This window comes from Paenibacillus gorillae, from assembly GCF_000513275.1.
GTDB classification, from domain to species: domain Bacteria; phylum Bacillota; class Bacilli; order Paenibacillales; family Paenibacillaceae; genus Pristimantibacillus; species Pristimantibacillus gorillae.
Genome location: NZ_CBVJ010000093.1, coordinates 139,382 through 163,600 on the forward strand (window position 1 = coordinate 139,382; position 24,219 = coordinate 163,600).

The 24,219-nt window shown below is 40.4% G+C and carries 28 protein-coding genes; 4 read left to right on the forward strand and 24 right to left on the reverse strand.

Translation table 11 applies throughout. The features are described from left to right. Positions 1–95 precede the first annotated feature (95 nt). The 4 genes from ku (at position 96) to ligD (ending at position 2,939) form a co-directional block, all read left to right on the forward strand. Positions 96–1,037 carry a non-homologous end joining protein Ku gene (ku, locus tag TY10_RS16570; RefSeq protein WP_042165704.1) on the forward strand — a complete coding sequence of 314 codons (942 nt, stop codon included), beginning with the start codon at positions 96–98 and terminating at the stop codon, positions 1,035–1,037. Continuing rightward, positions 1,037–1,681: an ATP-dependent DNA ligase gene (locus TY10_RS16575; RefSeq protein WP_052350589.1), complete on the forward strand. Its 645-nt coding sequence runs from the start codon at positions 1,037–1,039 to the stop codon at positions 1,679–1,681. The genes ku and TY10_RS16575 overlap by 1 nt, the downstream gene beginning before the upstream one ends. Then, positions 1,636–1,998: an ATP dependent DNA ligase gene (locus TY10_RS31635; RefSeq protein ID WP_238327694.1), complete on the forward strand. Its 363-nt coding sequence runs from the start codon at positions 1,636–1,638 to the stop codon at positions 1,996–1,998. The genes TY10_RS16575 and TY10_RS31635 overlap by 46 nt, the downstream gene beginning before the upstream one ends. Before the next feature lie 62 nt (positions 1,999–2,060). Next, on the forward strand, positions 2,061–2,939 hold the full coding sequence (ligD, locus tag TY10_RS16580; RefSeq protein WP_420329414.1) for a non-homologous end-joining DNA ligase: 879 nt from the start codon (positions 2,061–2,063) through the stop codon (positions 2,937–2,939). A gap of 27 nt (positions 2,940–2,966) precedes the next feature. On the opposite strand, the gene cls is transcribed toward ligD, so the two are convergent. The 24 genes from cls to TY10_RS16695 all read right to left on the reverse strand — a co-directional run bounded on the left by cls (position 2,967) and on the right by TY10_RS16695 (position 24,201). Then, positions 2,967–4,412: a cardiolipin synthase gene (gene cls, locus TY10_RS16585; RefSeq protein WP_052350596.1), complete on the reverse strand. Its 1,446-nt coding sequence runs from the start codon at positions 4,410–4,412 to the stop codon at positions 2,967–2,969. A 186-nt stretch (positions 4,413–4,598) separates the two neighbouring features. Further along, on the reverse strand, positions 4,599–5,579 hold the full coding sequence (locus tag TY10_RS16590; RefSeq protein ID WP_238327696.1) for a glycosyltransferase family 2 protein: 981 nt from the start codon (positions 5,577–5,579) through the stop codon (positions 4,599–4,601). Beyond that, positions 5,569–6,975, reverse strand: coding sequence for an undecaprenyl-phosphate glucose phosphotransferase (locus TY10_RS16595; protein WP_042165708.1), 1,407 nt, complete (start codon positions 6,973–6,975; stop codon positions 5,569–5,571). The genes TY10_RS16590 and TY10_RS16595 overlap by 11 nt, the downstream gene beginning before the upstream one ends. A 101-nt stretch (positions 6,976–7,076) precedes the next feature. Then, a complete protein-coding gene (locus tag TY10_RS16600; protein WP_042165831.1) occupies positions 7,077–8,036 on the reverse strand; it encodes a glycosyltransferase family 2 protein in 960 nt (319 codons plus the stop codon). A 7-nt stretch (positions 8,037–8,043) separates the two neighbouring features. Next, positions 8,044–8,904: a dTDP-4-dehydrorhamnose reductase gene (rfbD, locus tag TY10_RS16605; RefSeq protein ID WP_238327698.1), complete on the reverse strand. Its 861-nt coding sequence runs from the start codon at positions 8,902–8,904 to the stop codon at positions 8,044–8,046. Then, positions 8,904–9,926 carry a dTDP-glucose 4,6-dehydratase gene (rfbB, locus tag TY10_RS16610; RefSeq protein WP_042165709.1) on the reverse strand — a complete coding sequence of 341 codons (1,023 nt, stop codon included), beginning with the start codon at positions 9,924–9,926 and terminating at the stop codon, positions 8,904–8,906. Before rfbB ends, rfbD begins: the two co-directional genes overlap by 1 nt. A 9-nt stretch (positions 9,927–9,935) precedes the next feature. Beyond that, on the reverse strand, positions 9,936–10,493 hold the full coding sequence (rfbC, locus tag TY10_RS16615; RefSeq protein ID WP_042165710.1) for a dTDP-4-dehydrorhamnose 3,5-epimerase: 558 nt from the start codon (positions 10,491–10,493) through the stop codon (positions 9,936–9,938). 140 nt (positions 10,494–10,633) lie between these two features. Continuing rightward, positions 10,634–11,179, reverse strand: coding sequence for a dTDP-4-dehydrorhamnose 3,5-epimerase (gene rfbC / locus TY10_RS16620; protein ID WP_042165711.1), 546 nt, complete (start codon positions 11,177–11,179; stop codon positions 10,634–10,636). A 63-nt stretch (positions 11,180–11,242) separates the two neighbouring features. Then, the gene (gene rffA, locus TY10_RS16625) at positions 11,243–12,370 is read right to left on the reverse strand and encodes a dTDP-4-amino-4,6-dideoxygalactose transaminase (protein WP_042165713.1); all 1,128 of its coding nucleotides are present in this window, start codon (positions 12,368–12,370) and stop codon (positions 11,243–11,245) included. 384 nt (positions 12,371–12,754) lie between these two features. Further along, a complete protein-coding gene (locus TY10_RS16635; protein ID WP_042165717.1) occupies positions 12,755–13,285 on the reverse strand; it encodes a GNAT family N-acetyltransferase in 531 nt (176 codons plus the stop codon). A 43-nt stretch (positions 13,286–13,328) separates the two neighbouring features. Beyond that, on the reverse strand, positions 13,329–13,721 hold the full coding sequence (locus TY10_RS32100; protein WP_155985909.1) for an SDR family NAD(P)-dependent oxidoreductase: 393 nt from the start codon (positions 13,719–13,721) through the stop codon (positions 13,329–13,331). A gap of 38 nt (positions 13,722–13,759) precedes the next feature. After that, a complete protein-coding gene (locus tag TY10_RS32105; RefSeq protein WP_081735320.1) occupies positions 13,760–14,095 on the reverse strand; it encodes an SDR family NAD(P)-dependent oxidoreductase in 336 nt (111 codons plus the stop codon). Positions 14,096–14,109: 14 nt separating this feature from the next. Continuing rightward, entirely contained in the window at positions 14,110–15,168 is a 1,059-nt protein-coding gene (locus TY10_RS16645; RefSeq protein ID WP_042165719.1) for a 3-oxoacyl-ACP synthase III family protein, read from the reverse strand. A gap of 1 nt (position 15,169) precedes the next feature. Further along, positions 15,170–15,406, reverse strand: a complete 237-nt coding sequence (locus TY10_RS16650) for an acyl carrier protein (RefSeq protein WP_042165721.1) — start codon at positions 15,404–15,406, stop codon at positions 15,170–15,172. Between the two features lie 24 nt (positions 15,407–15,430). After that, positions 15,431–15,586: a 3-oxoacyl-[acyl-carrier-protein] synthase III C-terminal domain-containing protein gene (locus TY10_RS31645; RefSeq protein WP_238327719.1), complete on the reverse strand. Its 156-nt coding sequence runs from the start codon at positions 15,584–15,586 to the stop codon at positions 15,431–15,433. A 29-nt stretch (positions 15,587–15,615) separates the two neighbouring features. Further along, a complete protein-coding gene (locus TY10_RS16655; RefSeq protein WP_238327700.1) occupies positions 15,616–16,425 on the reverse strand; it encodes a ketoacyl-ACP synthase III in 810 nt (269 codons plus the stop codon). Beyond that, positions 16,422–17,390 carry a glycosyltransferase family 2 protein gene (locus tag TY10_RS16660; protein ID WP_042165722.1) on the reverse strand — a complete coding sequence of 323 codons (969 nt, stop codon included), beginning with the start codon at positions 17,388–17,390 and terminating at the stop codon, positions 16,422–16,424. Before TY10_RS16660 ends, TY10_RS16655 begins: the two co-directional genes overlap by 4 nt. A gap of 13 nt (positions 17,391–17,403) precedes the next feature. Next, positions 17,404–18,285: a glucose-1-phosphate thymidylyltransferase RfbA gene (gene rfbA, locus TY10_RS16665; protein ID WP_042165724.1), complete on the reverse strand. Its 882-nt coding sequence runs from the start codon at positions 18,283–18,285 to the stop codon at positions 17,404–17,406. 15 nt (positions 18,286–18,300) lie between these two features. Beyond that, positions 18,301–19,641 carry a hypothetical protein gene (locus tag TY10_RS16670; protein WP_042165726.1) on the reverse strand — a complete coding sequence of 447 codons (1,341 nt, stop codon included), beginning with the start codon at positions 19,639–19,641 and terminating at the stop codon, positions 18,301–18,303. Continuing rightward, entirely contained in the window at positions 19,635–20,330 is a 696-nt protein-coding gene (locus TY10_RS16675) for a hypothetical protein (protein ID WP_042165728.1), read from the reverse strand. The genes TY10_RS16670 and TY10_RS16675 overlap by 7 nt, the downstream gene beginning before the upstream one ends. A gap of 28 nt (positions 20,331–20,358) precedes the next feature. Next, on the reverse strand, positions 20,359–20,877 hold the full coding sequence (locus tag TY10_RS16680) for a glycosyltransferase (protein ID WP_155985910.1): 519 nt from the start codon (positions 20,875–20,877) through the stop codon (positions 20,359–20,361). A 70-nt stretch (positions 20,878–20,947) separates the two neighbouring features. Further along, positions 20,948–22,876 carry a glycosyltransferase family 4 protein gene (locus TY10_RS16685; RefSeq protein WP_042165731.1) on the reverse strand — a complete coding sequence of 643 codons (1,929 nt, stop codon included), beginning with the start codon at positions 22,874–22,876 and terminating at the stop codon, positions 20,948–20,950. A gap of 1 nt (position 22,877) precedes the next feature. Beyond that, positions 22,878–23,939: an FkbM family methyltransferase gene (locus TY10_RS16690; RefSeq protein ID WP_155985912.1), complete on the reverse strand. Its 1,062-nt coding sequence runs from the start codon at positions 23,937–23,939 to the stop codon at positions 22,878–22,880. Next, entirely contained in the window at positions 23,893–24,201 is a 309-nt protein-coding gene (locus TY10_RS16695) for a hypothetical protein (RefSeq protein ID WP_042165735.1), read from the reverse strand. The genes TY10_RS16690 and TY10_RS16695 overlap by 47 nt, the downstream gene beginning before the upstream one ends. Positions 24,202–24,219: the final 18 nt, after the last annotated feature.

Genomic DNA, 24,219 nt, shown 5'->3' on the forward strand with positions numbered 1-24,219 from the left:
CATCCTGGTGTACTCCAGCAAAATATGCCCGTTCTGACTGGATTCCATTCATTCCGGCAACAATAATAACAACTAATTTGGAGAGGATGAATCGTATGCATACGGTATGGAAGGGCGCAATCAGCTTCGGTCTCGTGCATGTACCGGTTAAAATGTTCTCGGCGACGGAGGACAAGGATATTTCACTGCGAATGCTGCATAAAACATGCGGCGGTCCCATCAGCTATGTTCGCCGCTGTAACAATTGTGATGTCGAGACGGACTGGGAGGATATCGTGAAGGGTTACGAATACGATAAGGGCCGCTATGTCCTGTTCGAAAAAGAAGAGCTGGATCAGCTCGCCGGAGAAAAATCCCGCACGATTCAAATTCTTGAATTCGTCGCGCTGGAGGAAATCGACCCGATCTATTTTCAAAAAACGTATTACCTCTCCCCCGATCAGGCAGGCGGCAACGCCTATCACCTGCTGCTGAAGGCGATGTCGGACTCCGGACGCATCGGCATAGCCAAAGTGTCCATCCGCTCCAAAAGCAGCCTCGCCGCTATTCGCGTTATCGACAACTGTCTGGCGATGGAGACGATCTATTACCCGGATGAGATTCGTGCGATCTCTCAGGTACCTGGGCTGCCCGACGCCGTCCAAGTGAATGATAAAGAGCTAACGATGGCCAAGCTGCTGATCGAGCAATTGTCTACTCCGTTCGAGCCGGAAAAATACAGTGACGATTATCGTATCAACATGACCAATCTAATCAATAGCAAAATTGCAGGTGAAGAAATTCGCATCGCTCCACAGCAGGAGCAAACGAACGTAATTGACCTGATGGCGGCACTGCAAGCAAGTCTGGAGGCAGCTAAACTGCCGCCTAACGCGGGATTGGACACGGGGGCAGGCGCTAAACCGGTGTCAGGCGCAGGTGGTGAAGCTGCTGCAGAAGCCGAAGGAGCAGTGACGGGAGAAGCAGGAGAAACCCAGCTTCCTAAACCGCGCAAGCCGAGAGCCTCCTCTAAAACGAAAAAAGAGACCGTATCCTAATGACCGTTCTTGTTAATGCGCTATCTATAAGCGAGCCGATGATTCCTGTCAGCACAGATAAGCTGCCGCAGGGGCCCGCCTGGGTTTATCAGTTGAAATGGGACGGCGTTCGAATGCTCGCTTTGCTAGACGGCAAAGGAGACATTCAGCTGTACTCACGAAAGCTGCTGCGTAAAGAAGCCGTATACCCGGAAATCGTTCGCGCCCTTTCGGCGCTGGCTAAAGAGCTTGGCCACTGCGTGCTGGACGGCGAAGTTGTCTACTGGGACGGCTTCCGGCCTAATTTTCAAAAGGTGCTGCAGCGGGAGCGGATTGGCGGCGTGGTCTCCAATGAAAACAGTAATAATCACGGCCGAATTTTGTACGTCGTATTCGACCTGCTTCAGGATGGCGAGAAGGATCTCCGCCCTCTTCCATTCCGCGAGCGTCATAAACGACTTCTTGCCAAGCTTGGTTCGATTCCCTCCGAGCGTATTATGACGACGGAGCTTTTTACGGATGCTGAGGCTCTGTGGAAATGGGTTGTGGAGAACCGCTGGGAAGGTATCGTCAGCAAACGGGCGGACAGCCCGTACCGGGAAGGCAAAAAGCATCAGGATTGGCTAAAGAAAAAACGGCACTGCTGCTTGATGTCGGTATCGTAGGCGTAAAGCGCCGCGAAGGCCGGGCTGCCAGCCTCGTGATGGCAGCTCCCGACAACGGCTGCTTCCTCGGCAGCGTCTCGCTTGGCCTCGACGATGAAATGAGGAAAATGATTGGCGAAATGCTTCAGTTGAGCAACGCGCATCCCCCTTCCTGGCCAATGCCGTTCCACAGCTTGCCTGCTGAGCTGAAGGGCGAGGAGATTATTTGGCTTCCTGCGCCCATGCAATGCCGTGTAACGGGACTGGAGATGACCTCTGGCGGGCTGCTGCGGCATCCTAAGCTCGTTTCCTTCGGACGCCCGGGAGCTGCCTTGTGAGCGAGTTCCGTACTTCCTCTGGCTCTGGCTCTGGCTCTAGCTATGTAAAATCCAAGCCTAAGATACTCTTGGTGGAAGGCGAGCAAATCAAAGTGACCAATCCGGACAAGCCGCTTTGGCCGGAGGATGGAATCACCAAGCTCCAGTACATGGAGAAGCTTGCATTCCTGTCCCCTGTTCTAATGAAGCATTGCAGGAACCGGTATCTGACGACGATAAGATTTCCTCACGGCATAGGCGACAAATCGTTTTATCAAAAAAATTGTCCCCTGCCGAAGCCTGATTTCGTTAGGATTGCAGAAAGCAATGACATCTCTTATGTGCAGCTGGATTCGCTGCCTACACTGCTCTGGCTCGGCAACTTAGCTTGCCTGGAATTTCATGCTTCCTTCGATCTCATCGGCGATACTGAATATGCCCCTGAATGGGTGCTTGATCTCGATCCCACCTTGAAGGACGAGCCGCGCATTATGGAAGCGGCGGGAATCGTCGGAAAGCTGCTGCAATCGCTTGGCATTCAGTCTGTGCCGAAGACATCCGGAGCTACCGGTCTGCAAATTATCGTTCCGCTGGCTGAACCCCGTCCTTTCGAGGAATTACGGCAGCTGGGACAATTTATCGGAGATTTTCTATCCCGTGCCCATCCGGGACTATTTACTGTAGAACGGTTAACGAAAAATCGCGGTGACCTGATCTATGTCGATTACCTGCAGCATTTTGCAGGCAAAACGATTGCCGCTCCCTACACTCCGCGTGCCAGAATCGGCGCTCCCGTCTCAACGCCTCTAACCTGGGACGAAGTACATAACGGCCGTTACCGCCCTCGCGATTTCAACCTGCATAATATTACTGAGCGGCTGCAGACGTTTGGTGATTTAATGGATAGCGTACCGCCGCAAAGACTGGATTCGGTGCTTCAATTTGTCGCCTCACATCAATAAAGGGAGCCCTTTGCAGGCTCCCTTTGTTTATAAAAGCGGTGACAGCAATTGAGCTGCCGCTTCCTTCACTTTCTCCATTCTCGGACGCTGCCGGAAGCTCTTCAGCTCAAGCTGCTCACTGTCGAGCATATCCTGAGCGAAATCGCGGTCAAGACGTGCAATGACCGCTTCATCGAATAGCATCGCGTTCTGCTCATAATTGCTGTGGAAGCTTCGCATGTCCATGTTTGCCGTGCCTACTGAGGCCACCATTTGATCGACCAGAAGAACTTTAGCATGAATAAAGCCTTTCTGATAACGATATACCTTGACGCCAGATTGCAGCAGCGGCTCCACATAGGACAGAGTTGCCCATAAAACCAGCTGAGTGTCTGCAATGCCCGGAATAATAACCCTTACGTCTATCCCGCTCTTCGCCGCTATACAAAGCGCTGTGAGCAGGCTGGCATCCGGTATAAAATAAGGCGTCGTCAAATAGATACGTGATCGGGCTGCCGTCACAGCAGCGAACACCGTTTCCAGTATCGGGGCTCCGTTTCGGTCCGGACCGCTGGAGACGATCAGTACGGCCCCGCCTGTTGCTTGTACCGCATGTGCTGGCATGTAGCCGGCTGGGTTCAGCCGTTTCCCTGTAGCGAACGCCCAGTCTTTCATAAACAGCTCCTGCAGCCAGTAAACCGAGTCCCCCTCCAGCTGCAATTGAGTATCGCGCCAGAAGCCAAGCTTCTTCTCCTTGCCCAAATATTCGTCGCCGATGTTCATCCCCCCAACGAAGCCTATCGTTCCGTCGATTACAGCAATTTTGCTATGATTGCGGTTGTTGAGAAGCTTCCTAAATACCGCTTTGTAAGGGGGGAGAAAACAAAACACCTGCACGCCCCCGGCTTCTAGCTGCTTCACATAGGAGCGGCTCAGGCGATAGCTGCCCACGCCATCGAAGAGAACGCGCACTTCCACTCCTTCACTTGCTTTTTCCGTTAACAGTCTAAGAAAACGCCTGCCGATCTCATCATCCCTTATCGTATAGTAGTCGAGATGAATATGCCGCTTGGCATTCGTAATCGAGGTTAATAATGTATCATAGTTCGCCTCGCCATTAGTCAGCACCTTCGTCTGGTTACGAAGCGTAATTTGCTGGCTTTGCTCCGCTGTAAGCAGGGTGAACAGCTTTGTTTCCCCGGCAAAATGGACAGTTCCAATATCACTTGTTTGTTGTGCGCAGAGGGAACTTTTTCGAGCAGCCAGCCAGCCTTGGGACTCGTATGGTAACAGCCTCTTAATTCTGCCTGTTATTGTACGGCCAAAAAACATGCTCACCATGAAGCCAACGTAGGGAAATAGCAATGAGATCGTCAGCCATGCTGCCAGCTTCGCCGGGCGCTTTCTTTCCATCCCTATAATTATTGCGGATTGAATGATTAAACCGAAAAAAAAGACGGCTGCTGCCGTAAGCCATCCTGTCAATCCAGTCATTTCCTGCACCACACCTTTGAACATCCTTGTCTGGTCTGGTCGGCAGCTCTATTCAAATAGAAGACTGCCACGCATATCAGTAAGGGAAGTGGTTCTAGTGTGTCCTGGAGGAGGGTGCTGCTATACTTCTTGAGAATCCACGATAAATAAAAAAGACCCCTTCTTTCCTTGAAGAAAGAGCGGAGTCTACAAATTGCGGCTATTCATAACAGACGGACTGGATGCTTCGATATGCGTCCAAATTAGTTTATGCATGCTGAATCGTCTTCTCAGGCCATGAGGCAGCCGCTTATAATGGAGTCCGAGCTTATAACCGATCAGCTTCGCTGCGGATTCCGCAATTAAACGCGGGACCAATCCCCATTTGTGCGCTGCCGCTATCCCTTTCAGCTGTGTACGGACAAGACTTGAACCTGCGCGACCTACGGAGCTGTATTTCGTAATCCACTCATTATGCCGCATCGACACGCCGTTGTCGAAAAACCGCTTGAACTGCTGCTTAATTGTGTAATTATGCGAATGATATACGGAAGCTTCTGCGGCGTAAGCGATTTGATAGCCGCCATCCAGCATACATTTCGCGGCCATAAACAGGTCTTCATTAAAAATTACGGGTGCCGGAAACCGGCCCATATCGTTAAACACGTCCCGACGAATCGCAGAGCAGACATTCGAGCAAAAAAAGGCTTTTAAACCTAAACGCTCGATATCTTGACTCCGTTTCACGGCTGCCTGTCGCGGGTAATTATTCTCCCGAGCTAAACGTTCAATAAGATTGGCATCGGGATAGGCAATTTGCCTTGCATAGGCGTACACCGTCTGCTCGTCTGCCATTAAAGGGGCGACTAACTCCTGAAGCAGCTGACCATTTGCGGGCATAGCATCTTGTGTCATAAATACAAAAATGTTGCCGGACGCCTGAGAAGCTGCAAAATTACGGGTGCCGCCATGGTCGAACTCCGTACGCAAAATACGCAGCACTTTAGCGCCCGCTTCCTGTGCGAGCTCCGCCGTGCCATCCGTAGATTCAGAATCAATGACTATAATTTCATACGGCGGAAGCGATTGATTTTGCAGCTGTCGGAGCAATTGCTGGAAGGCTGCCCCGGCGTTTAATGTAGGTATAATAACAGAAACTTTAGCCATTTCGGTAAATTCAGTATGCATTCTTGTTGACAATCCCTTTCACGACCGTCTTTACGATGATTTTCAAATCGAATAGAAAAGTCCAGTTCTCGATATAAAATAAATCATGTAAAATCCGGTCTTGAATCGACGTATCTCCGCGCAATCCGTTCGTCTGCGCCCAGCCCGTAATGCCGGGACGAATCTGATGCTTAATCATATATTTTGGAATTTCTTCTTTGAACTGATTCACGAAAAATGGACGTTCCGGCCTTGGCCCTACAACACTCATATGGCCAAACAGCACGTTGAAAAATTGCGGCAGCTCGTCGATACTCGTCTGACGCAAAAAGCTTCCAAACCGCGTACGCCGCGGGTCATTTTGCACCGTCCACTGCGTATCCGCCACTTTATCCGTCGATATACGCATCGAGCGAAACTTATACATATAGAATGATTTGCGGTCCAATCCCATCCGCTCCTGCTTAAATAGTACAGGTCCAGGAGACGTTAGCTTAATGCCGATGTAGGCTAAAAGCATAATTGGTGACGTAATTAATATCGCGATCAATGAGAAAATGATATCAAACGTCCGTTTCAGCATCCGGTTGCTCAACTCATCCAGCGGTACGTCGCGAACATTGATGAGCGGAATGCCAGCAAAATTGTCGAAATACGGCTTAGCTGGCAGCAGATCGAAGTAGTCCGGTATAATGAGCGTCTTCACACCTGCATGCTCACAAATTTCGATAATTTCCGCATACTTTTTATGCGCATCTAGCGGCAGCGCAATGATGACCTCATCGATGGGATGCCGGCGTAACTGCTCTTGAAGATCACTTAATGAGCCTAGTATCGGTTTCATATCCGCTAGCTCCGGAGCATGCTCCGACTGGTAATCATCTAAAAAACCTACGACCTCATAGCCAAGATCAGGATGATTGCGAAGATTCGTATAAAAGCTGCGCCCTACCGAGCCTGCACCCAGTATAAGTACAAAACGTTTATTGAAGCCGCGGCGCCGGAAGGCCGATAACGTCTTCTTCACCATAAAGCGGTAGATCGTTATGACCATTACGTTCATAACAAAGAATATACCGAGAAATTCCCGGGAAATATGTACTTCCTTCGTGAAGTAGAACAAGCTAAGCAGACCGAGAAAGCTGATCGTCTGGATCTGCAGTATTTTCAAAACTTCCATCGTATAACGCTTGCGCCGCTTCGGAGCGTAGAACTGGAGATAGAAGCCAACAACGACGGCGGCAAATGAATAGATGGTTCCCCAGAGCAGATAGGTGGAGAAAGGCGCACTCTCTTGGTAGGGCAGCAGATTACTATGAAATTTAAGCCAATACGCGGCTAAAAACACAATCAACGTACACAACAAATCCGATAGTACATACAATTGTGTTAATATTTTTTGATTTTGTCGAATCATAGGACCGCTTTCACTACTTTCTCTTAAATTTCGACTCTATCTGCATTGTAACAAAATTTAGGAGATAGGTGAACCCCATCTAGTTCCAACATCTATATTCTTTAACGCTCATTAGATGGTTTTAGTTGCATTTGGCCTTGTTTTACTTTAATTTGAATTAATTTTCGTTTACGAAGCATATCCGGCATGGAACGGAATATAACGGGCCAGCATCTTAATAACCCTGGTTCTTTAAGAATAATATAGCCCAGCTTAACTATCTCTACCGCGATAAGCAAAGGAATTAACTTCAGGAGATGCCAACCGGGCTGCTCGTTTTTTAAGAGTGTGAAAAACCGATTCTGATAGGAGTGTCTGCGCACGAATAATGGGATCGCAGTCCTTCCTCCCTTTTTCCATCCACGGTGATGAACCGCTTTAGCTTCTGGGATATAGTGGGAAAGCCATCCGAGCTGCCGGGCGCGCCAAGCAACATCTACATCTTCTTTGTATGCGAAGAATTCCTCATCAAAAAATTGGCCATCGACCTGAAGATCACGAACCATATCCATCCGATAAAATGCAGCGGCTCCAGATACGCCAAACACCTGCTGCTGCTGTGCCCATTTGCTGACAGGCTCTCCAGCCCCAAGATCATAGGCTTGTCTAGTTCGGCGCATGCCAAGGCCGGCGCTGTCCATGACAGACAAATCGGCCGACAGCACCAGTCTTCCTGTAGCACTGCCAGCCTGCAGATTTTCTTCCATGAAAGCGACTAGATATGACACATAGCCAGAGTCCAGTGTCACATCCGGATTCAATACGAGAACGTAATCAGAATCAGTATGACTTATCGCCTGATTCTGACCTCCTGCGAATCCATTGTTAATCGTATTTTTCACAAGGAAGATACGCTCACTGCCATCATAACGCTCTATACGTGTCGCTGTACCATCTGACGATGCGTTATCTACAATAACAATCCGATCAATGGGATGAACCTGACTCCATACGGCATCAAGGCAAGCTTCAATATCCTCGGCGCTGTTATACGTGACAATACAAATGCTTACCGTTGCCATCCAACCATCACTCACAATCCTTCAAATAATGTTGCAGCGCTTCCCTCCACGGTCTAAGCGGAATAAATCCATTGCTGCGAATAGCACTGTGGTCCATAACGGAAAAAAACGGCCTTGGAGCTGGACGCGGAAATTCCTCTGTCGTACAAGGCTCAAGTTGAATCGGAGTACCGCTATCTTCGAAAATCGCTTTTGCAAAGCCAAACCATGAACAGCTCTCTGAATTTGATGCATGATAGATTCCGTAATAATCCGTTTGAACGAGTTCGATAAGAAAGGCAGCCAGGTCATACGTATACGTAGGAGAACCGATTTGGTCTGCAACAACCTTTAAACGATCCTTTTCGTTTCCCAGCTTCAGCATTGTCTTTACGAAATTATTGCCGTATTTGCCGAATACCCAAGACGTCCTTACAATAAAAAAACGGTCATGAAGCGTCTGGACGGCATATTCTCCTGCCAGCTTCGACTTTCCATATACCGTCTGGGGATGGGTACGATCAAATTCGTTGTAAGGTACGTTAGCCGTACCATCAAACACATAATCGGTACTGATATAGCAAAGTTTAGCTCCGATTTCTCTTGCAGCGACAGCCACATTGCGTGATCCAGCCGAATTTATACGAAAAGCCTCATCCGGTTCGGACTCGGCCTGATCGACAGCTGTATAGGCTGCACAATGAATAACAACGTCAGGATGATGCTTAGCAAGCACATCCCGGCACTGTTGTAAATTTGTAATATCCAGCCCATTGCGGCTGAAACCGATGATTTCAAACCTATTCTCATCAAGTTTATATTTAACCAATTCATTGCCTAACTGGCCGTTTGCTCCCGTTACGGCAATTTTTATTTTTGTAACTGTCATTACTTCGCCTCCAGGCGATCCTTATATTGCGTATCATAATATTGCTGATAGGAGCCGGATGCGACCTGCTCCATCCACTCGGTATTAGTCAGGTACCAGCGAATCGTTTCCTTAATTCCGTTCTCGTAAGGATACTGTGGCTGCCAACCCAGTTCATTCCGGATTTTATCGGCATCAATCGCATAACGGCGATCATGGCCGAGACGATCCTTCACATAGGTGATCAAAGTATCAGGTTTGCCCAATTCTTCAAGAATCGTTTTGACAACATGGACGTTCGTCCGTTCATTGTTGCCGCCAACATTGTACACTTCCCCGTTCCGGCCTTTATGAAGAACCAGATCGATTGCGCTGCAATGATCTTCTACATACAGCCAGTCGCGAACGTTAAGACCATCGCCATACACCGGGAGCGGCTTATCTTGAAGTGCATTTTGAATCATGAGCGGGATAAGCTTCTCTGGGAATTGATAAGGCCCGTAGTTGTTTGAGCAACGCGTTATATTAATTGGGAGACCAAAGGTTTCATGATACGCTCTAACGAGCAGATCTGCTCCCGCTTTGCTTGCCGAGTAAGGGCTGTTCGGCGCAAGCGGTGTCTCTTCTGTAAAGAGTCCTGTGTCGCCGAGCGTGCCGTATACCTCATCTGTCGATACTTGCACGAATTTGCTGATATTATACTGCTTAGACAGATCAAGCAGCGTTTGTGTTCCGAGAATATTCGTCTGAACAAAAATCTCCGGATGCAGAATACTACGATCCACATGTGATTCCGCTGCAAAGTTTAATACGGCATCTATATTTCCTGCCGCAAACAATGGCTCCAATGCTGATTTATCGGCGATATCCGCCTTTACGAAAGTATAGTTCGGATTCCCCTCGATTGAACGCAGATTTTCAAGATTCCCCGCATAAGTAAGTGCATCTACGTTAATGATCTTATACTCGGGATATTTCTTCATCATATAAAGCACAAAGTTGCTTCCTATAAAGCCGGCACCGCCAGTTACTATTAATTTCACGCGTACAACTCACCCTTCATAAACAAAGTTAATCTCCGCATCAGCTAGCAGCGGATGCTTACTATCCTTATCCGACAGAATTGGGGTCGACGTTGGCCAGTCTATAGCTAAAGCAGGATCATTCCAGGCGATGCCTCGATCATGCTCAGGAGAATAGTATTCGTCGACTTTGTATTGGACTTCAGTGTTGGGAACCAACGTACAGAATCCATGTGCGAAGCCATGAGGAACCAATAGCTGTTTCTTGTTAGCCGCACTAAGAATAAACCCTTGCCATTGCCCAGAGGTTGGTGAATTTTTCCGGATGTCTACGATGACATCATAGATTGCACCTGCTGTTACCCGAACTAATTTCGTTTGTGATTTAGGATTTAATTGATAATGCATACCCCTGAGTACACCAGCCTCAATAGATAAGGAATGATTATCCTGTACAAACGAGATGATATGTCCATTTTTTTCAAACAAACTTCTGTTATAACTTTCCACAAAAAAACCGCGATGATCACCATGTACAACTGGGTCAATTATATATGCTCCATGCAAATGGGCAATAGTGGTCTTCATCTTTTCACCGCCATATATGCATACTTGTCGAATTAATCTCGACTGTACTACATATATATTCTAGCTTAAGTCCCGATAGCCCTAAGCTAGTGCGGGTTTTATTCCTCTTCATACTAATTCAAGCTATATACAGCTTATCATTAATAATAGGTTTCTACTTCGCCCAACAACGGTTGATTTTGGTCCTTAACGGATAGAATAGGAGTACTTGTCGGCCATTGAATGCCTATTGCAGGATCATTCCATAGTATACCTCGTTCATATTCCGCTGAATATAATTCATCTACTTTATAGAATAACCGTGTATTGGGCTCTAATGTACAGAATCCATGAGCAAATCCTTTAGGGACGATCAATTGTCTTTTATTATCAGCGCTAAGTGTGACAGCAATCCATTGCCCAAAAGTAACTGAGGATTTACGGATATCAACAACAACGTCGAATACAGAACCTGTCAAAACGGTTATAAGCTTTGTCTGCGCTTTGGGGTTCAATTGATAGTGCAACCCTCGAAGCGTACCTACTTCCTTCGAACAAGATAGATTATCTTGAATAAAGAGGTATTCTATCTTGTTGTCTTCGAACGTTTTTTTATTATAACTTTCCATAAAAAAACCCCGATTATCCTCATGTACCCTGGGTTCTATAATTAGTACACCTTTGAACTTCGTTTGAATGACATTCATTGTCTCACCTCACAATAAAATCATAAAAGGGAAGATTGGCAACAACCAGCTTCCCCTTTCGATTTATTGATAATATTTTTGTATATACTCGATGACCCGTTCAACATCTTCCTTTTTCAAACCATAATACAATGGTAATCGGACAAGTCGTTCACTTTCAGTTGTCGTAAATTGATCCTCACCACTCATTCTTCCGTACTGCTGCCCCGCCTCCGAACTATGCAAAGGAACATAATGGAAGACTGTCTGAATATCATATTTCAAAAGATAATTGATCAGATCGGTACGCTCTACAACATCTCGAGTCTTTATATAAAACATATGGGCGTTATGTATACTTTCTTCAGGTATGAATGGGATCTCTATTTTTCCAGTTTCAGCTAGTCCAACTAGCCCCTGATAATAATATTCCCACGATTCAAGTCGATTCTGATTGATCTCTTCTGCTTGTTCTAATTGCGCATACAGAAACGCTGCATTAATATCACTCGGTAAATAGGATGAACCAATATCGACCCATGAGTATTTATCAACTTGTCCCCTAAAAAATCTCGAACGATTCGTACCCTTTTCTCTGAGAATTTCTGCCCTCTCTACAAATCGTTCATCATTAATTAAAAGAGCCCCACCCTCACCGCTATTATAGTTTTTTGTTTCATGAAAACTATAGCAGCCTAAATGACCTATCGCTCCTAGCGGACGTCCTTTATAAGTGCTCATCACACCTTGAGCTGCATCTTCGATGACAAACAAACCATATTTTTCAGCCAGTTTCATAATAACATCCATTTCACATGCAACACCTGCATAATGAACAGGAACGATTGCTACCGTGCGGTCCGTAATGGCATTTTCAATTCGCATCTCATCAATATTCATTGTATCAGGGCGAATATCGACAAATATAATCTTTGCGCCTCTCAGAGCAAATGCATTTGCCGTAGAGACAAATGTATAAGAAGGCATGATAACTTCGTCGCCCTCTTTCACATTGATCAATAACGCTGCCATTTCTAGAGCATGTGTGCATGATGTTGTTAAGAGAGTCTTTTTGACATCATATTTTTTTTCGAACCACTCACTGCACTTTTTAGTATAAAACCCATCTCCTGACAACTTTCCTTTTACCATAGCGTCTTGAATGTAGTGTGTCTCATTTCCTGTAATAACTGGTCTATTAAATGCTATCATGTCATCGACCTACTTGAAATTAGTATTCCAATCACAATAAAGGCTAAGCCAGTAATCTTATACATTGTAATTGGTTCTTTAAACATATATATCGATATGACGAAAACAAGTACGTAAGAAAAGCTCATAAATGGATAAGCATAACTTATATTAAACTTTGTCATTGTAGCCATCCAACATATTGAAGCCAAGAAGGCAGAACCAAAGCTAAGAATAATAAAAGGATCCATTAGAACTTTTATCAGAAAGAGAAATTTTTGATATAATTCAGCAGGAAGTGCTCCGTATTTTTCCATTCTCCACTTAAGCATAATCTGTCCTATTACCGTGAAAATGATCGTGAATAGAATATAAACATAACCCACTATAACGCCGCCTTTATGCTCACAATGATTGCATAATAATCTTCTTGAATCCTGCGCATTTCTCTTCGTAATTGCTCTTATACAATTTATAGAGCTGCTTATAACTATCTTCCTGCTGTGACTCCAGAACAAAACCAAGCGATTTATTAAATCGAATAGCTCTGCGATTGTCCGTTAAAATATATGCATTTAAATAACTTAATTTTAATTCATAGAAAGCGAAATCAACTAACGCAAAAACTACTTGATAAGGAATAGTTGAATTCAAATACTTTTCATCAGCTATGAACATTCCCGTTTCACCACAATTATTATCAAAACTTATTTTCTTTATTTCCGTTAGACCAATATCTTGACCTTCAAATTCAATAATAAAATAAAAATTTTCATTTTCATTTAGATTAGAATACCATTTTTCTTGCATCTCCTGAGAAATATACTCCCTATATTCCATATACATTGATACCTTTGGGTCATTTCTCCAGTTTCTAACCATTTCAATATCATTATGTTGCAATCTCTTTAATTTTACACCATAAGAAGTAATCATTCCTACCTCCCTCAACCTTGACCACATGCCTATTAAAAGTGAATCAATGACAGGTATAGCCACCGTCCACATTAAGAATAGTTCCTGTTATCCATTTAGCAGCATCTGATAATAAAAATTGCGTCGCATAAGCGACGTCCTCGGCATCTCCAAACCCAAGTGGATGATAGGCTAAATTTTTATTGTATTGATCAGGTGGCAGTATATTAACGAATTCATCAAACATCTCAGTTTTAACCATTCCAGGTGCAACCGCATTTACTCGTACGCTATAACGTGCGAGTTCCAACGCTGCTGATTTGACAACTGCATTTACTGCACCTTTACTAGCCGCATAGGATACTATACCCGGTTGCCCTACTTGTCCCATTACAGAAGAGACTAAAACAATAGAAGACTTAGATGCTATGATCGTTTTGTTCGCAAAACCTCGCAAAAAAGGCTAAACCAGAATATACATTAGTATTCATAATATCATCTATATTTTTTTTCATTTAATATTCTTAATGGAATGGTTTGTTGTATACCAGCAAAATGAGCTAAACCATGAAAAGGAGATCCTATACTAGCCGAAACTTTTTTCATCCACGAAGGTATAGCATCACTATCATTTAAATCCAATACCTCAATGACATGAGCAGAGGGGTTGTACATTTGGTTTAATGTATCCTGAAGTCGGCTCTCATTTCGGCCAACCAAGATAATCCTAGCACCGTTCTGACTCAGAATTTTTGCGGTTTCAGCTCCAATTCCCGAAGAAGCACCAGTTACTATAATCCATTTATCATTAAGAGTAAATGGGTTACTCATTAGTATCAATCCTTTTATATATATTGGATTTCTGGACAAATTACATTTTTGAGATCGATAGCAGCCCCAGCCCAAGAATATCCCACTCCAAATCCAGCTAAACAAACTTTAGTACTATTGTCTTTCAATTTCTCCCCTAAGAAATCAACCAACACTAAAGGAATGGAAGCTGAACTCGTATTACCGAATTTCTCAATATTAATTGGAACCTTAGACTTCTCAACGCCTATCTTCTGTGATAGATAGTTAATCATATACTTATTCGCTTGATGAAAAATGTAATAATCAGGATCATCCAGTGTCCACCCATGACTTTCTATTGTTTCATTAATTAAAGGCGGAACTTTCTCTATCGTAAAATTAAAAATTTCAGATCCATTCATAAAAAGTTCTTCTTTCGAACGCAAATTACCATCCTTATCTGGTACTTTCAAAGAACTTGTATGGTTTCTCCTATTGCGGAACCCGCTCACTGGAACTATTAAATTCTTTTCACCAGAGCCACGACTTCCACTCGTAAATGTAATATTCCCTGCAGTTGCATCATATTCCAAAGCAGTTGCTGTACCTGCATCTCCGAATAAAAAAGCAACTGAACGATCCCGTTCAGATATAATTTTGCTAATTGTATCACCAACGAGTACCAGCATTTTCTTGCAAGAACCTGTAGAAACGAATTGTGATGCAGTCATTAATCCGTATACATAACCAGAGCAACCAAGGGAGATATCCAATGTTAAACATGTTTCTGGGAGCCCTAATCTGTGTTGAATAATTCCTGATGTTGCAGGTAAAAGATAGTCTGGAGTTTGAGTGACGAATATGATTCCATCTATCTCATTACGATCCCAAGATAGTTTTTCAATCAAGATCTCAGCAGCCGAAACACATAGATCAGCGGTTGTCTGCGTTTCATCAGTTCTGTAGAAGTATTTCGTACCAACCATATTAGTAACTTTTTTTATATCTTTTTGGGAAAAAACATCCGAGAATTGTTCCACATCATATTTATGTCTTGGAAGAGCACAACTGATTCCCTTAATTGAGACATTGCTTATGTTTGAAATCGCCATTTTAATCCTCCAGCTTATGTTTAACCAGCTCGATAAGGTCATTCAAAGTCTGACAGGCTAATAACTGTGTACCATTTAGTTGAACACCAAAACTCTCATCAACCAATGCAATAGTTGCCACAGTTGCCATGGAATCCCAATCTTCCAATTCATCTAATACAGATTCTACTGTCAAAGTACCTACAGGAACAAACACAACGTTTTCTTCAAAATTCGCAATAAATTCAATAGTAGTCATTATAATCATCCTTTTAAATTTAGTTTATTTTACCCACTGTACATTACAGGCTGCCCATGAATAGCCTACTCCAAATCCTACCAACATGAGAAGATTATTATTCGCTATTGCATCCCTATCCAATTGCTTTTTTATGGTAATAGGTATTGTTGAAGATACAGTATTTCCACAATTATCCATTTCAATCGGGAGTTTTTCGATATCAATTTTCACTTTTTTCTAAGGTGTTCCAACATATACTTGTTTGCTTGATGAAAAATAAACAGATTATAATCTTCTTTTATCTTAGCAGATTTTTCAAGTAATTGCTGTATTGTATCTGGGACTACTTTTAGTGTGAAGTTAAAAATCTCTGGACCATTCATATATAAGTTTGCCTTTGATCTCGCATTTCCAAACTGATCTTCTTGCTCTATCTGAGCTTCCTCGGAAAGAGGCTCTCTCATACCTCCAGCAGGTATAATCAAATTTTCTGCTCCTGAGCCATCTGTACCAAAAACAAAGGGCCCAATAAAGTCCGATTCAGCCTCCTTTCCTGACAGAAGTGTTGCGGTTGCCGCATCTCCAAATAAAACTTTTACACTTCTATCTTTCTCATTAATATATTTACTATAAGTATCACCCGTCAGTAATAATATATGATGAGCAGAGCCAGTCTCAATTAAACCTTTAGCCAGTGAAAGACCATATACATAACCTGAACATCCCAAATTAAAATCAAAAGCACCACAAGAAGTCCGTAATCCTAGTCTTTCTTGAATGATACAAGCAGTAGTTGGAAGTATATAATCCGGTGATTGAGTACAAAAGATGACAAAATCAATTTTTTGACGATCAAAATTAGTTTGATCAAATAATTTATTAGCAGCTTTGACAGCCAAATCTGAAGCACTCTCATCTTGTGTCGCAATGGTCCTCTTATAGATGCCAATCTTCTCTGTTAACCTATCCTCAATAGAATTATGTTCTACCGTTTCTGGCAAATAATATTCTATTGCTTGAATATAGCTCTTAATCAAGAGACATCCTCCTTTGCTAACATTCTCACATTAGTTGTTACATCCCTTATAACGTAGAGAGGCCTTTGTTTCACTTCATTGAATATCCTTCCAATATACAGACCAAGTATTCCTAGATTAGCGAACATCAATCCACCTAAAAAATACATGGAAACCATCAAACTTGTCCAGCCAGATACAGGTTGCTCAAGAAAAAAATATTTGACGGCCAAATATATGCCATAAATCATGGATAAAAAGGATATTGTAAAACCGAATTTAATTGACATCCTTAGCGGTTTGTTCGATTGCGATACAATAACATCAGTTGCTAACTTCAATTTTTTAGAAAACGTATAAGTCGACTTCCCACTCTTTCTCTCTGAATGTTCAATATTTATGTAACCCGTTTTGAAACCTAACCATCTAAGAAACATAGGATAAGAGCGATTTTGTTCACGCAGATGCTTAAAATTATCAATTACTTTTCTAGAAGCAACACTAAAGTTAGCTATTGTAGTATCAGATTTATTTTCAGTGAAATAATCTAGCACATAATAAAACAATTTGCCTCCTAGTTGTGTGAAAAAGCTATCTTGTCTTTCATATCTGCGACCAAACACTACATCATAGTCCTCTTTCGTTGCTTTCAAATACATTTTTTCAATCTCTTCTGGTTGATCTTGTAAATCACAATCCATTACGACTACCCAGTCACCCGAACAATAATCAACTCCAGCCGTAATAGCAAGATGTTGTCCAAAGTTTCTAGCTAGATTAATACCAACTACCCGCACGTCTGCTTCACTTATTTCTGTAATAACCTCCCAAGCATGATCGGGACTTGCATCGTTAACGAAAATAATTTCGTGGTGCGTTGATATTTGTGTGAGTGTATAGGTTAATCTTTCATATAATTCTAATAGACATGTTCTACACCCATAGACTGGGATGACGACTGAAATTGTTGGCGTTTTTTTTCTCATCTGATCCCCTTATTCAAACTTTATAACCATCTTGCGAAGCGACCTGTAGTAGATATTGACCATATTCGCTTTTCTTTAGAGGTTGAGCTAGTTGAATTAGTTGTTCTCTACTGATATAGCTATTCTGATAAGCAATTTCCTCTAAACAAGCGACCTTTAACCCCTGTCTATGCTCGATTGTTTCTATAAACTGGGAAGCCTCTAATAAAGATTGATGAGTACCGGAATCGAGCCAAGCAAAGCCTCTACCTAACAATTCAACATTAAGGTTTCCCTGCTGTAAATAGATCATATTTATATCTGTGATTTCAAGTTCTCCTCTTGCAGAGGGTTTAATTGATTTGGCAAACTCCACAACTTGGTTATCATAAAAATATAATCCTGTTACGGCATATTTAGATTTTGGTACAAGCGGCTTCTCTTCTATAGTCACGGCACGATTGTTCTCGTCAAAAGAAACTACGCCAAAGCGTTGTGGATCTTTGACTGAGTACCCAAAAACTGTTGCCCCTTCTTTTCTATTGAGTGCCCGTTTTAATAAAGGAGTAAATCCTTGTCCATAAAATATGTTATCACCTAGTATTAAAGCTACATTATCCTTACCGATAAACTTCTCTCCAATTATAAAAGCTTGCGCTAAACCATCTGGGGTTGGCTGTACAGCGTAAGATAGCTGCAGACCAATATCACCACCATCACCTAGCAATTGCTGAAATCTAGGTATATCTTCCATAGTCGAAATAATAAGAATTTCCCTAATTCCAGCCAACATAAGAACTGATAAAGGATAATAAATCATCGGCTTGTCATATATAGGGAGGAGTTGCTTTGATATACTTTTAGTTAACGGGTAAAGCCTTGTACCGCTTCCTCCCGCCAATATAATTCCTTTCATGCAGCATATCTCCCTTTAGCTCACTTTAATGATTTCTAGGTTGTCTACCGTTAGTTCTCCTTTATTGGAAAAGAAGGTTCTTACTTCTATTTGATAAGATTTATTGCTATTATCAATTCGCAAGTCAGTTTCCAGAACAGATTGATCAGCCTTCAATATACCGCCGTCAAGCTGAACCCAGTTTACCCCATCTGAATAACCTATGTCCCACTTGTTCTCAAAGCTGTTTGTGTTATAATGCAGTTTTATTTTGTATTGGCCCTCCACTAATCTAACATAAGGTCCGAACGTAAATATTCCTGAAAAATTGTCATCGCTGCTAATCCTTCTTATGCCATCTTCTTTAAGTTCCGCGACACTTGGCAGATCAGCCCCGGGTATACTAATAGATTCCCCTGCATTCATTGGCCATCCAGGTAGTTTCGATGCGATATTAAAATCATATACGATGATAGTATAACCTTGATAAGTTAATATTTTTTTAGGTTCACCTAACTTATTATTTAATCCATTTAAATTAATTGATTCTTTTTCAGCTTGTTCTAGCAAAATGAAAGTTTCTCCCTGATATGTAGACGGATAATACCATTTTTCTGAAGAAAGTAGATAATTAGGCTTCATATCCGGTAAGCTAATGCCCGCTACGAAAACTTTATTGTTCGATATAATTGTAGAAACACCTGCATTCCAATAAGAGGCATAACCATAAGATAGTTCATTTTCCTCTAGGAACTTTATAAGTCCCTTTTTTGGATGCTCATTTTTTATTAGATGCTTGCTGCTATCGAGACTATAAATTGTTTTGATATTTGAATTTATATAAGAAGAAGATAAGATAGGAACAACCAAAGCTGCGATAATACAGATTACGTACCATTTATTAAATTTGTTGATTTTATCAACAACATAACAAACCGATAATATCACTGCAAAAAACTGAATAATCAATAAATATCTCGCACCAGCTAAATCCTCACTCATAAAGGTTCCAAAAATACAAATATAAGTTGTTGAAAGTAAGGACATTAAGTAAAAAAGAAGAAATATTTTAGTGCTTTTATTATAAGTACTATATCTACGTATCATTAATATTGGAATAATAAAAACAACTGTTATTGCAAAGCATGTTCTATAGACTTGAATTAAGCCATCAAAAGAAGCTAACTGAATTGTGGTATCTGGTAGAGCTGCGAATAAAACTAGAATTCCTCTGAAATAAAGATCAATATTATGAGTAATTTGTTCAGAATTCGTCAGGTTTGACCCTGCTATTCCTGTAATATAATTTAATCCATTTATTAAAAATTTATAAATAACTAGCCCCACGAATGAAGAGGAAACTAATATTGCTAACAAAGCAATATTTTTTTGTTAAAACTAGGTTTTTTAATATTATCCAAAAAGCCATACAAAATAATGGATGCCACTAAAGGTATCGTGAAAATAAAAGCATATCTAAGTCCTGACATATTAAGAATGATTAACATTAAACTAAATAAACAAAACAGAATCGCCATTCTAGCCTTAGAATAGACCTTATCATCCAATAATAAAAGACTTATATATAAAGAAACCATTATACATATCGTAATATTCGCATATGCGGCTTGTCCAAAATACATATCAATAAACAAATTAGATATTCCCGAAAAAATAATTGCTAAAGAAATGAACGCCGAAACTCTACTGTTAAATATTTTGAATACTAATTGGTAAGTTACTACTGCAAGTATTAATGTTTGTATTAACACCGCTATAGACCTTGATAATAGTTCATCGTTCACAAAACCATTAATAAGTACTATATAGTTATTAATTGCGGTAATCCAAATGTCTTGATAGTAGTACCAGGTATGAGGAAAAAAACTTTTAGTTATTACCTGGTCTTCTGCTAACAAATTAGCTGTAGCGGAATCGGAATTAAATTGATTAGTAAATCCATAATTAAAAATATAAAAACATATAAAACAAATACTTGCTGCGAATAACAAAAGTGATACTCTTTCAACAGATATTTTAGACTCCACACTCTTGAAAAATTTCATATAATCCTCCATATACGTATCTGTTCCATCACTTAAAATAGGCTAGTGTTGCTGAAAGTTTGTGCAGTTCTTCTGTTTCTCTGTTACTTTCTTTTTTCATATAATCAATAATGGTTACTATCATTGATTCCGTTAAATTTAAGGACGGTTTTGTAACAATGTAATCAGAATATTGTTGTACTACTTTTCTAATGTCTAATTTTTCTTCTGCATATCTTCTTGCATTATTACCAATTTCACTTATCATTTGCGGATGCGTTATTAATGCCTCAAATTTATTATAAATCATGTCAATTTCTATAGACTCAGACATTGCTTCAGGTGACTTTAATTTTATACAACAGTTATCTGGCACCTCTGAAAAACTACCCAGATCATTAATCATCGAACATTTTCCTTTTGCTAATATCCTCATTAAACTTCCTGATGTTTCTCCATTGTAAGGATATCTTAAGTTCAGACATACATCTGTCGCAGAAATATAGTCCTCAAACTCACTTAATTCTGTATAACCGGTAATTACAACCTTACTATTAAGGTTATTCATTTTAATGTACTGCTCTAATTCATCCTTAATACTTTCTGCAGGTTTCCCCACCAAATATAAATCTACATTATCATAAGTAGAAACTATTTTTTTGAAACGCCTTTAACACTGGCATAATCCTTTTTGTTTCATGGATATGACCAAATGCTGATAAAACAATATTATCTTGATTTATATTTAATTTTGTACGTGCTTCTGCAATGCTATCGAGTTCTTTAATCTCTGCATACGATTCAATTTTTTTCACATTTCTTTGTATATCTTTTTCTAAAAGCAAACGTTTAGCATAATCACTATGTACAATAATTTTATTGGAATAATTCGTTACAATTCCATTACTCGGAATTTCATATAATCTAGGAGGAACTTTCCCAGATTGAAAATCATTAACATAGCGATTAACTTGCTCTTTATCATAATCTTCATACAGGTATTTTTTGTATTGTTCAATATTTTCTTTTGTAGAAACCAAGTGAAATAACAATCCATGCAAGTTATAGTCATGTAAAACCAAAGTCCCAGGGTTTTCTTTTATATAGTCCAGCATATAAGCATGGTACTCGCTATTCCCCATTTGATAAATAATTTCTTGATAATTGTTCTCTCTAGACTTGAACTTTCCATGATCATAGACTGTAATCGTATCAGCAAGATGACAGTCTGGCTTATAGTTTTTATCAATAAATACATCTATAACGAAATATTTAGAGAGCTCATTTAAAATATCCACACTATAATCTGATATTCCAGACTTTAATGGAGGTAACGGTGTAAAGAAAGCAATTTTCTTTTTATTTTCACTTACTGTTATTACTTCGGTTATTTTTATTGAGTTAATTGAAGTGATTGTACTCTGAGCAACCATATCCCACGTAAACATTTTAACTCTTTCGGTACCCTTGTGTATAAGATACTCCAAATCAGCTTCTTGCAGTATTTCAACTAATCCTCTTGTCATATCTTTAGTATTAAAAGGATCGACCAACACAGCTGCGCCTTCAGCTATTTCTCCTAAGCTAGAGTTGTTTGATGTTAAGACAGGTGTACCACACGCCATAGCTTCAACTACAGGCAATCCAAATCCCTCATATTGCGACGGAAAAGCAACGATATGGGCCAGATTATACAGTTGGATTAAATGATCTAACGGCACAAAATTGGTGAGTATGACTCGCTCTCTAACCTTAAATTTTGCTGCTTCAACATAATATCTTTCCTCTGACTGTTTACTAAGTTTGCATGCTATAACGAGTTGATACTCATTGATTAATGATTGTGGCATTTTTGCATACGCCTCAATTAGTTTAGAAATATTTTTACGATCATCATCTCCGCCGGTACACATTATATACTTCTGTTCGATTCCATACCGGTTTTTAAGTTCTTGTAATTCTAAAGAAGATATCTCAATCTTTCTATAACATTCATCTGTTCCCGCATATATAACATCAACTTTACTTGAGTGTACATTAAAATGTTTGATGAAATCATCTTTAGCATTTTTTGATATGGCTAACAATTTATCCATTCTTTTTAGGTTATTCATCTGTGCCATATATCTTTTATATGTCGTTTTATCGGTAAGATACCTTTCTTTAAATACATAAGGGATGATGTCATATAACGTAGCAACAGTTTGTATTTCTGAAAACCACTCTATATCATAAGAAATAAGACTATCAACTGGTGAGGTAAAATAATAAACTTGTATATCATTCTCTTGTATAAACTTCTTAACTATACCGCCCAGAATAGAATTAAAAGCAATTTCTTTTCCTAAGAATCCATCACTTCCAAGATAAAAATAATGCTCACTAACATTATCTGAGTAATTCAATATATCCTTTAAAGAAGTATCCTCATAAAAATTAATTAAAAAGTATCTGTTTTCCTTATCAAGCTCAAACATTTTTTTCAAATGACTAGTCGTATAATTACCAATACCTCTATTTTTAGAATCTGGTCCAAGAATAGCAAGGACGTCAATTGCTATATTCATTTCAGCCCACCCTATTCTTTGAATATTTCCCATCCAAGAAAATTGAATTTATTCCTGTAAAAGCATATTCTTCATAGCCCTTGCTTTCTAGAAATTGCTTAATTTCATCATTTTTCGATCTGTGATTTAATTTAATATCGTAGCTGATCATTTCTGTTACGATAAGCAAAGGCCGAGAATTATCATAATTTATAGATTTTAATACCTCCATATCCTTCCCCTCTATATCAATTGATAATATTGTAGGAGCCTTTCCGAGATAGTTATCTACGATCGTCTCATAGGATACCGTTTCAACAACTTTTTTTTCAACAATTTTTAAATCCGGATTTTTTTCAATAAATGCATTTGCCGCATTCAAATCAGGCGTGCTTAAGCCATCGCCATTGAGAACATAGAAATCAATTTGTTTACCTGTTTCAACATCTATACAATTATTCAATACAATATCCCTATGTCTATAAAATTGGAGTTCCGGTACTAGATTTACATTAGCTTCAACCAACACGCCTTTCGCACCTTTACTGTACATAAAATACGTATTGCTAAGTTCTTTTGCATGATTAGCTCCCAAATCTATATAAGTAACATCTACAAAAGAGATTCCAAGTACATGCAAAATATATGCTAATATACTATCTTCACCCGATTGAGCATATGATGTCTTTTCAAAGAAATTATCCGGTACATTCCCAAACAACTGAAGTGCCTCTATTTTTTTTATAAATCTCGTAGTAAGCTCACTTTGTTCTTCGTAAATATAATGTCTCTTTTTTACATTTTCAAAATCTTGTTTGTGCTGTTTAAGTTCTATACTCATTATATTCTGCTGTTCTTGCGCTTGGTTTAAGCTGGCTATTGCTCGTTCTAGCTTTTCACTTAATTCAGTACTCTGTTTTTTATGCCATTCAATTTCTTGGACAGCAGTCGTATACAATTGCTCCAATTGTATATTGTTATTTGAAATACCTCTTACTAATTCTGTGATACGTCCAACAGCAGGCACTACAGCGTTATTAAAATCCGTTTGCTGATGGGTAATTGGCTCGATATACCACTTCAACAGTTTTCTCACTAACTTTTTTTAAAAAAACAATTATAGGACCTATTACTTTTCTATTAGAATGCAAATATCTATATGCAAAGTTTTCTCTTGTTTGAAGCAGCGTATTTAAATGTCCATCTATTTCTGCAAAATATTGTTGAGAAGCATTGAGAAGAACTTGATTTTGCTGTACCTCTACTGTAGTATTCTCATAGCCTAGACCATTTTTTAATTTATTAAAAATAACTTCCTGCTCAATACTTTGAAATCGCCTGCTCAATTTCACACTCTCCTTCAC

Excerpts from the sequence above, each read along its gene's own strand:
- ku (WP_042165704.1), top strand. The coding sequence starts at position 96 with ATGCATACGGTATGGAAGGGCGCAATCAGCTTCGGTCTCGTGCATGTA.
- TY10_RS16575 (WP_052350589.1), top strand. The coding sequence starts at position 1,037 with ATGACCGTTCTTGTTAATGCGCTATCTATAAGCGAGCCGATGATTCCT.
- cls (WP_052350596.1), bottom strand. The coding sequence starts at position 4,412 with ATGACTGGATTGACAGGATGGCTTACGGCAGCAGCCGTCTTTTTTTTC.
- TY10_RS16590 (WP_238327696.1), bottom strand. The coding sequence starts at position 5,579 with ATGCATACTGAATTTACCGAAATGGCTAAAGTTTCTGTTATTATACCT.
- TY10_RS16595 (WP_042165708.1), bottom strand. The coding sequence starts at position 6,975 with ATGATTCGACAAAATCAAAAAATATTAACACAATTGTATGTACTATCG.
- TY10_RS16600 (WP_042165831.1), bottom strand. The coding sequence starts at position 8,036 with ATGGCAACGGTAAGCATTTGTATTGTCACGTATAACAGCGCCGAGGAT.
- rfbD (WP_238327698.1), bottom strand. The coding sequence starts at position 8,904 with ATGACAGTTACAAAAATAAAAATTGCCGTAACGGGAGCAAACGGCCAG.
- rfbC (WP_042165710.1), bottom strand. The coding sequence starts at position 10,493 with ATGAAGACCACTATTGCCCATTTGCATGGAGCATATATAATTGACCCA.
- rfbC (WP_042165711.1), bottom strand. The coding sequence starts at position 11,179 with ATGAATGTCATTCAAACGAAGTTCAAAGGTGTACTAATTATAGAACCC.
- rffA (WP_042165713.1), bottom strand. The coding sequence starts at position 12,370 with ATGATAGCATTTAATAGACCAGTTATTACAGGAAATGAGACACACTAC.
- TY10_RS16635 (WP_042165717.1), bottom strand. The coding sequence starts at position 13,285 with ATGATTACTTCTTATGGTGTAAAATTAAAGAGATTGCAACATAATGAT.
- TY10_RS32105 (WP_081735320.1), bottom strand. The coding sequence starts at position 14,095 with ATGAGTAACCCATTTACTCTTAATGATAAATGGATTATAGTAACTGGT.
- TY10_RS16645 (WP_042165719.1), bottom strand. The coding sequence starts at position 15,168 with ATGGCGATTTCAAACATAAGCAATGTCTCAATTAAGGGAATCAGTTGT.
- TY10_RS16650 (WP_042165721.1), bottom strand. The coding sequence starts at position 15,406 with ATGACTACTATTGAATTTATTGCGAATTTTGAAGAAAACGTTGTGTTT.
- TY10_RS31645 (WP_238327719.1), bottom strand. The coding sequence starts at position 15,586 with ATGGATAATTGTGGAAATACTGTATCTTCAACAATACCTATTACCATA.
- TY10_RS16660 (WP_042165722.1), bottom strand. The coding sequence starts at position 17,390 with ATGAGAAAAAAAACGCCAACAATTTCAGTCGTCATCCCAGTCTATGGG.
- rfbA (WP_042165724.1), bottom strand. The coding sequence starts at position 18,285 with ATGAAAGGAATTATATTGGCGGGAGGAAGCGGTACAAGGCTTTACCCG.
- TY10_RS16675 (WP_042165728.1), bottom strand. The coding sequence starts at position 20,330 with ATGAAATTTTTCAAGAGTGTGGAGTCTAAAATATCTGTTGAAAGAGTA.
- TY10_RS16680 (WP_155985910.1), bottom strand. The coding sequence starts at position 20,877 with ATGAATAACCTTAATAGTAAGGTTGTAATTACCGGTTATACAGAATTA.
- TY10_RS16685 (WP_042165731.1), bottom strand. The coding sequence starts at position 22,876 with ATGAATATAGCAATTGACGTCCTTGCTATTCTTGGACCAGATTCTAAA.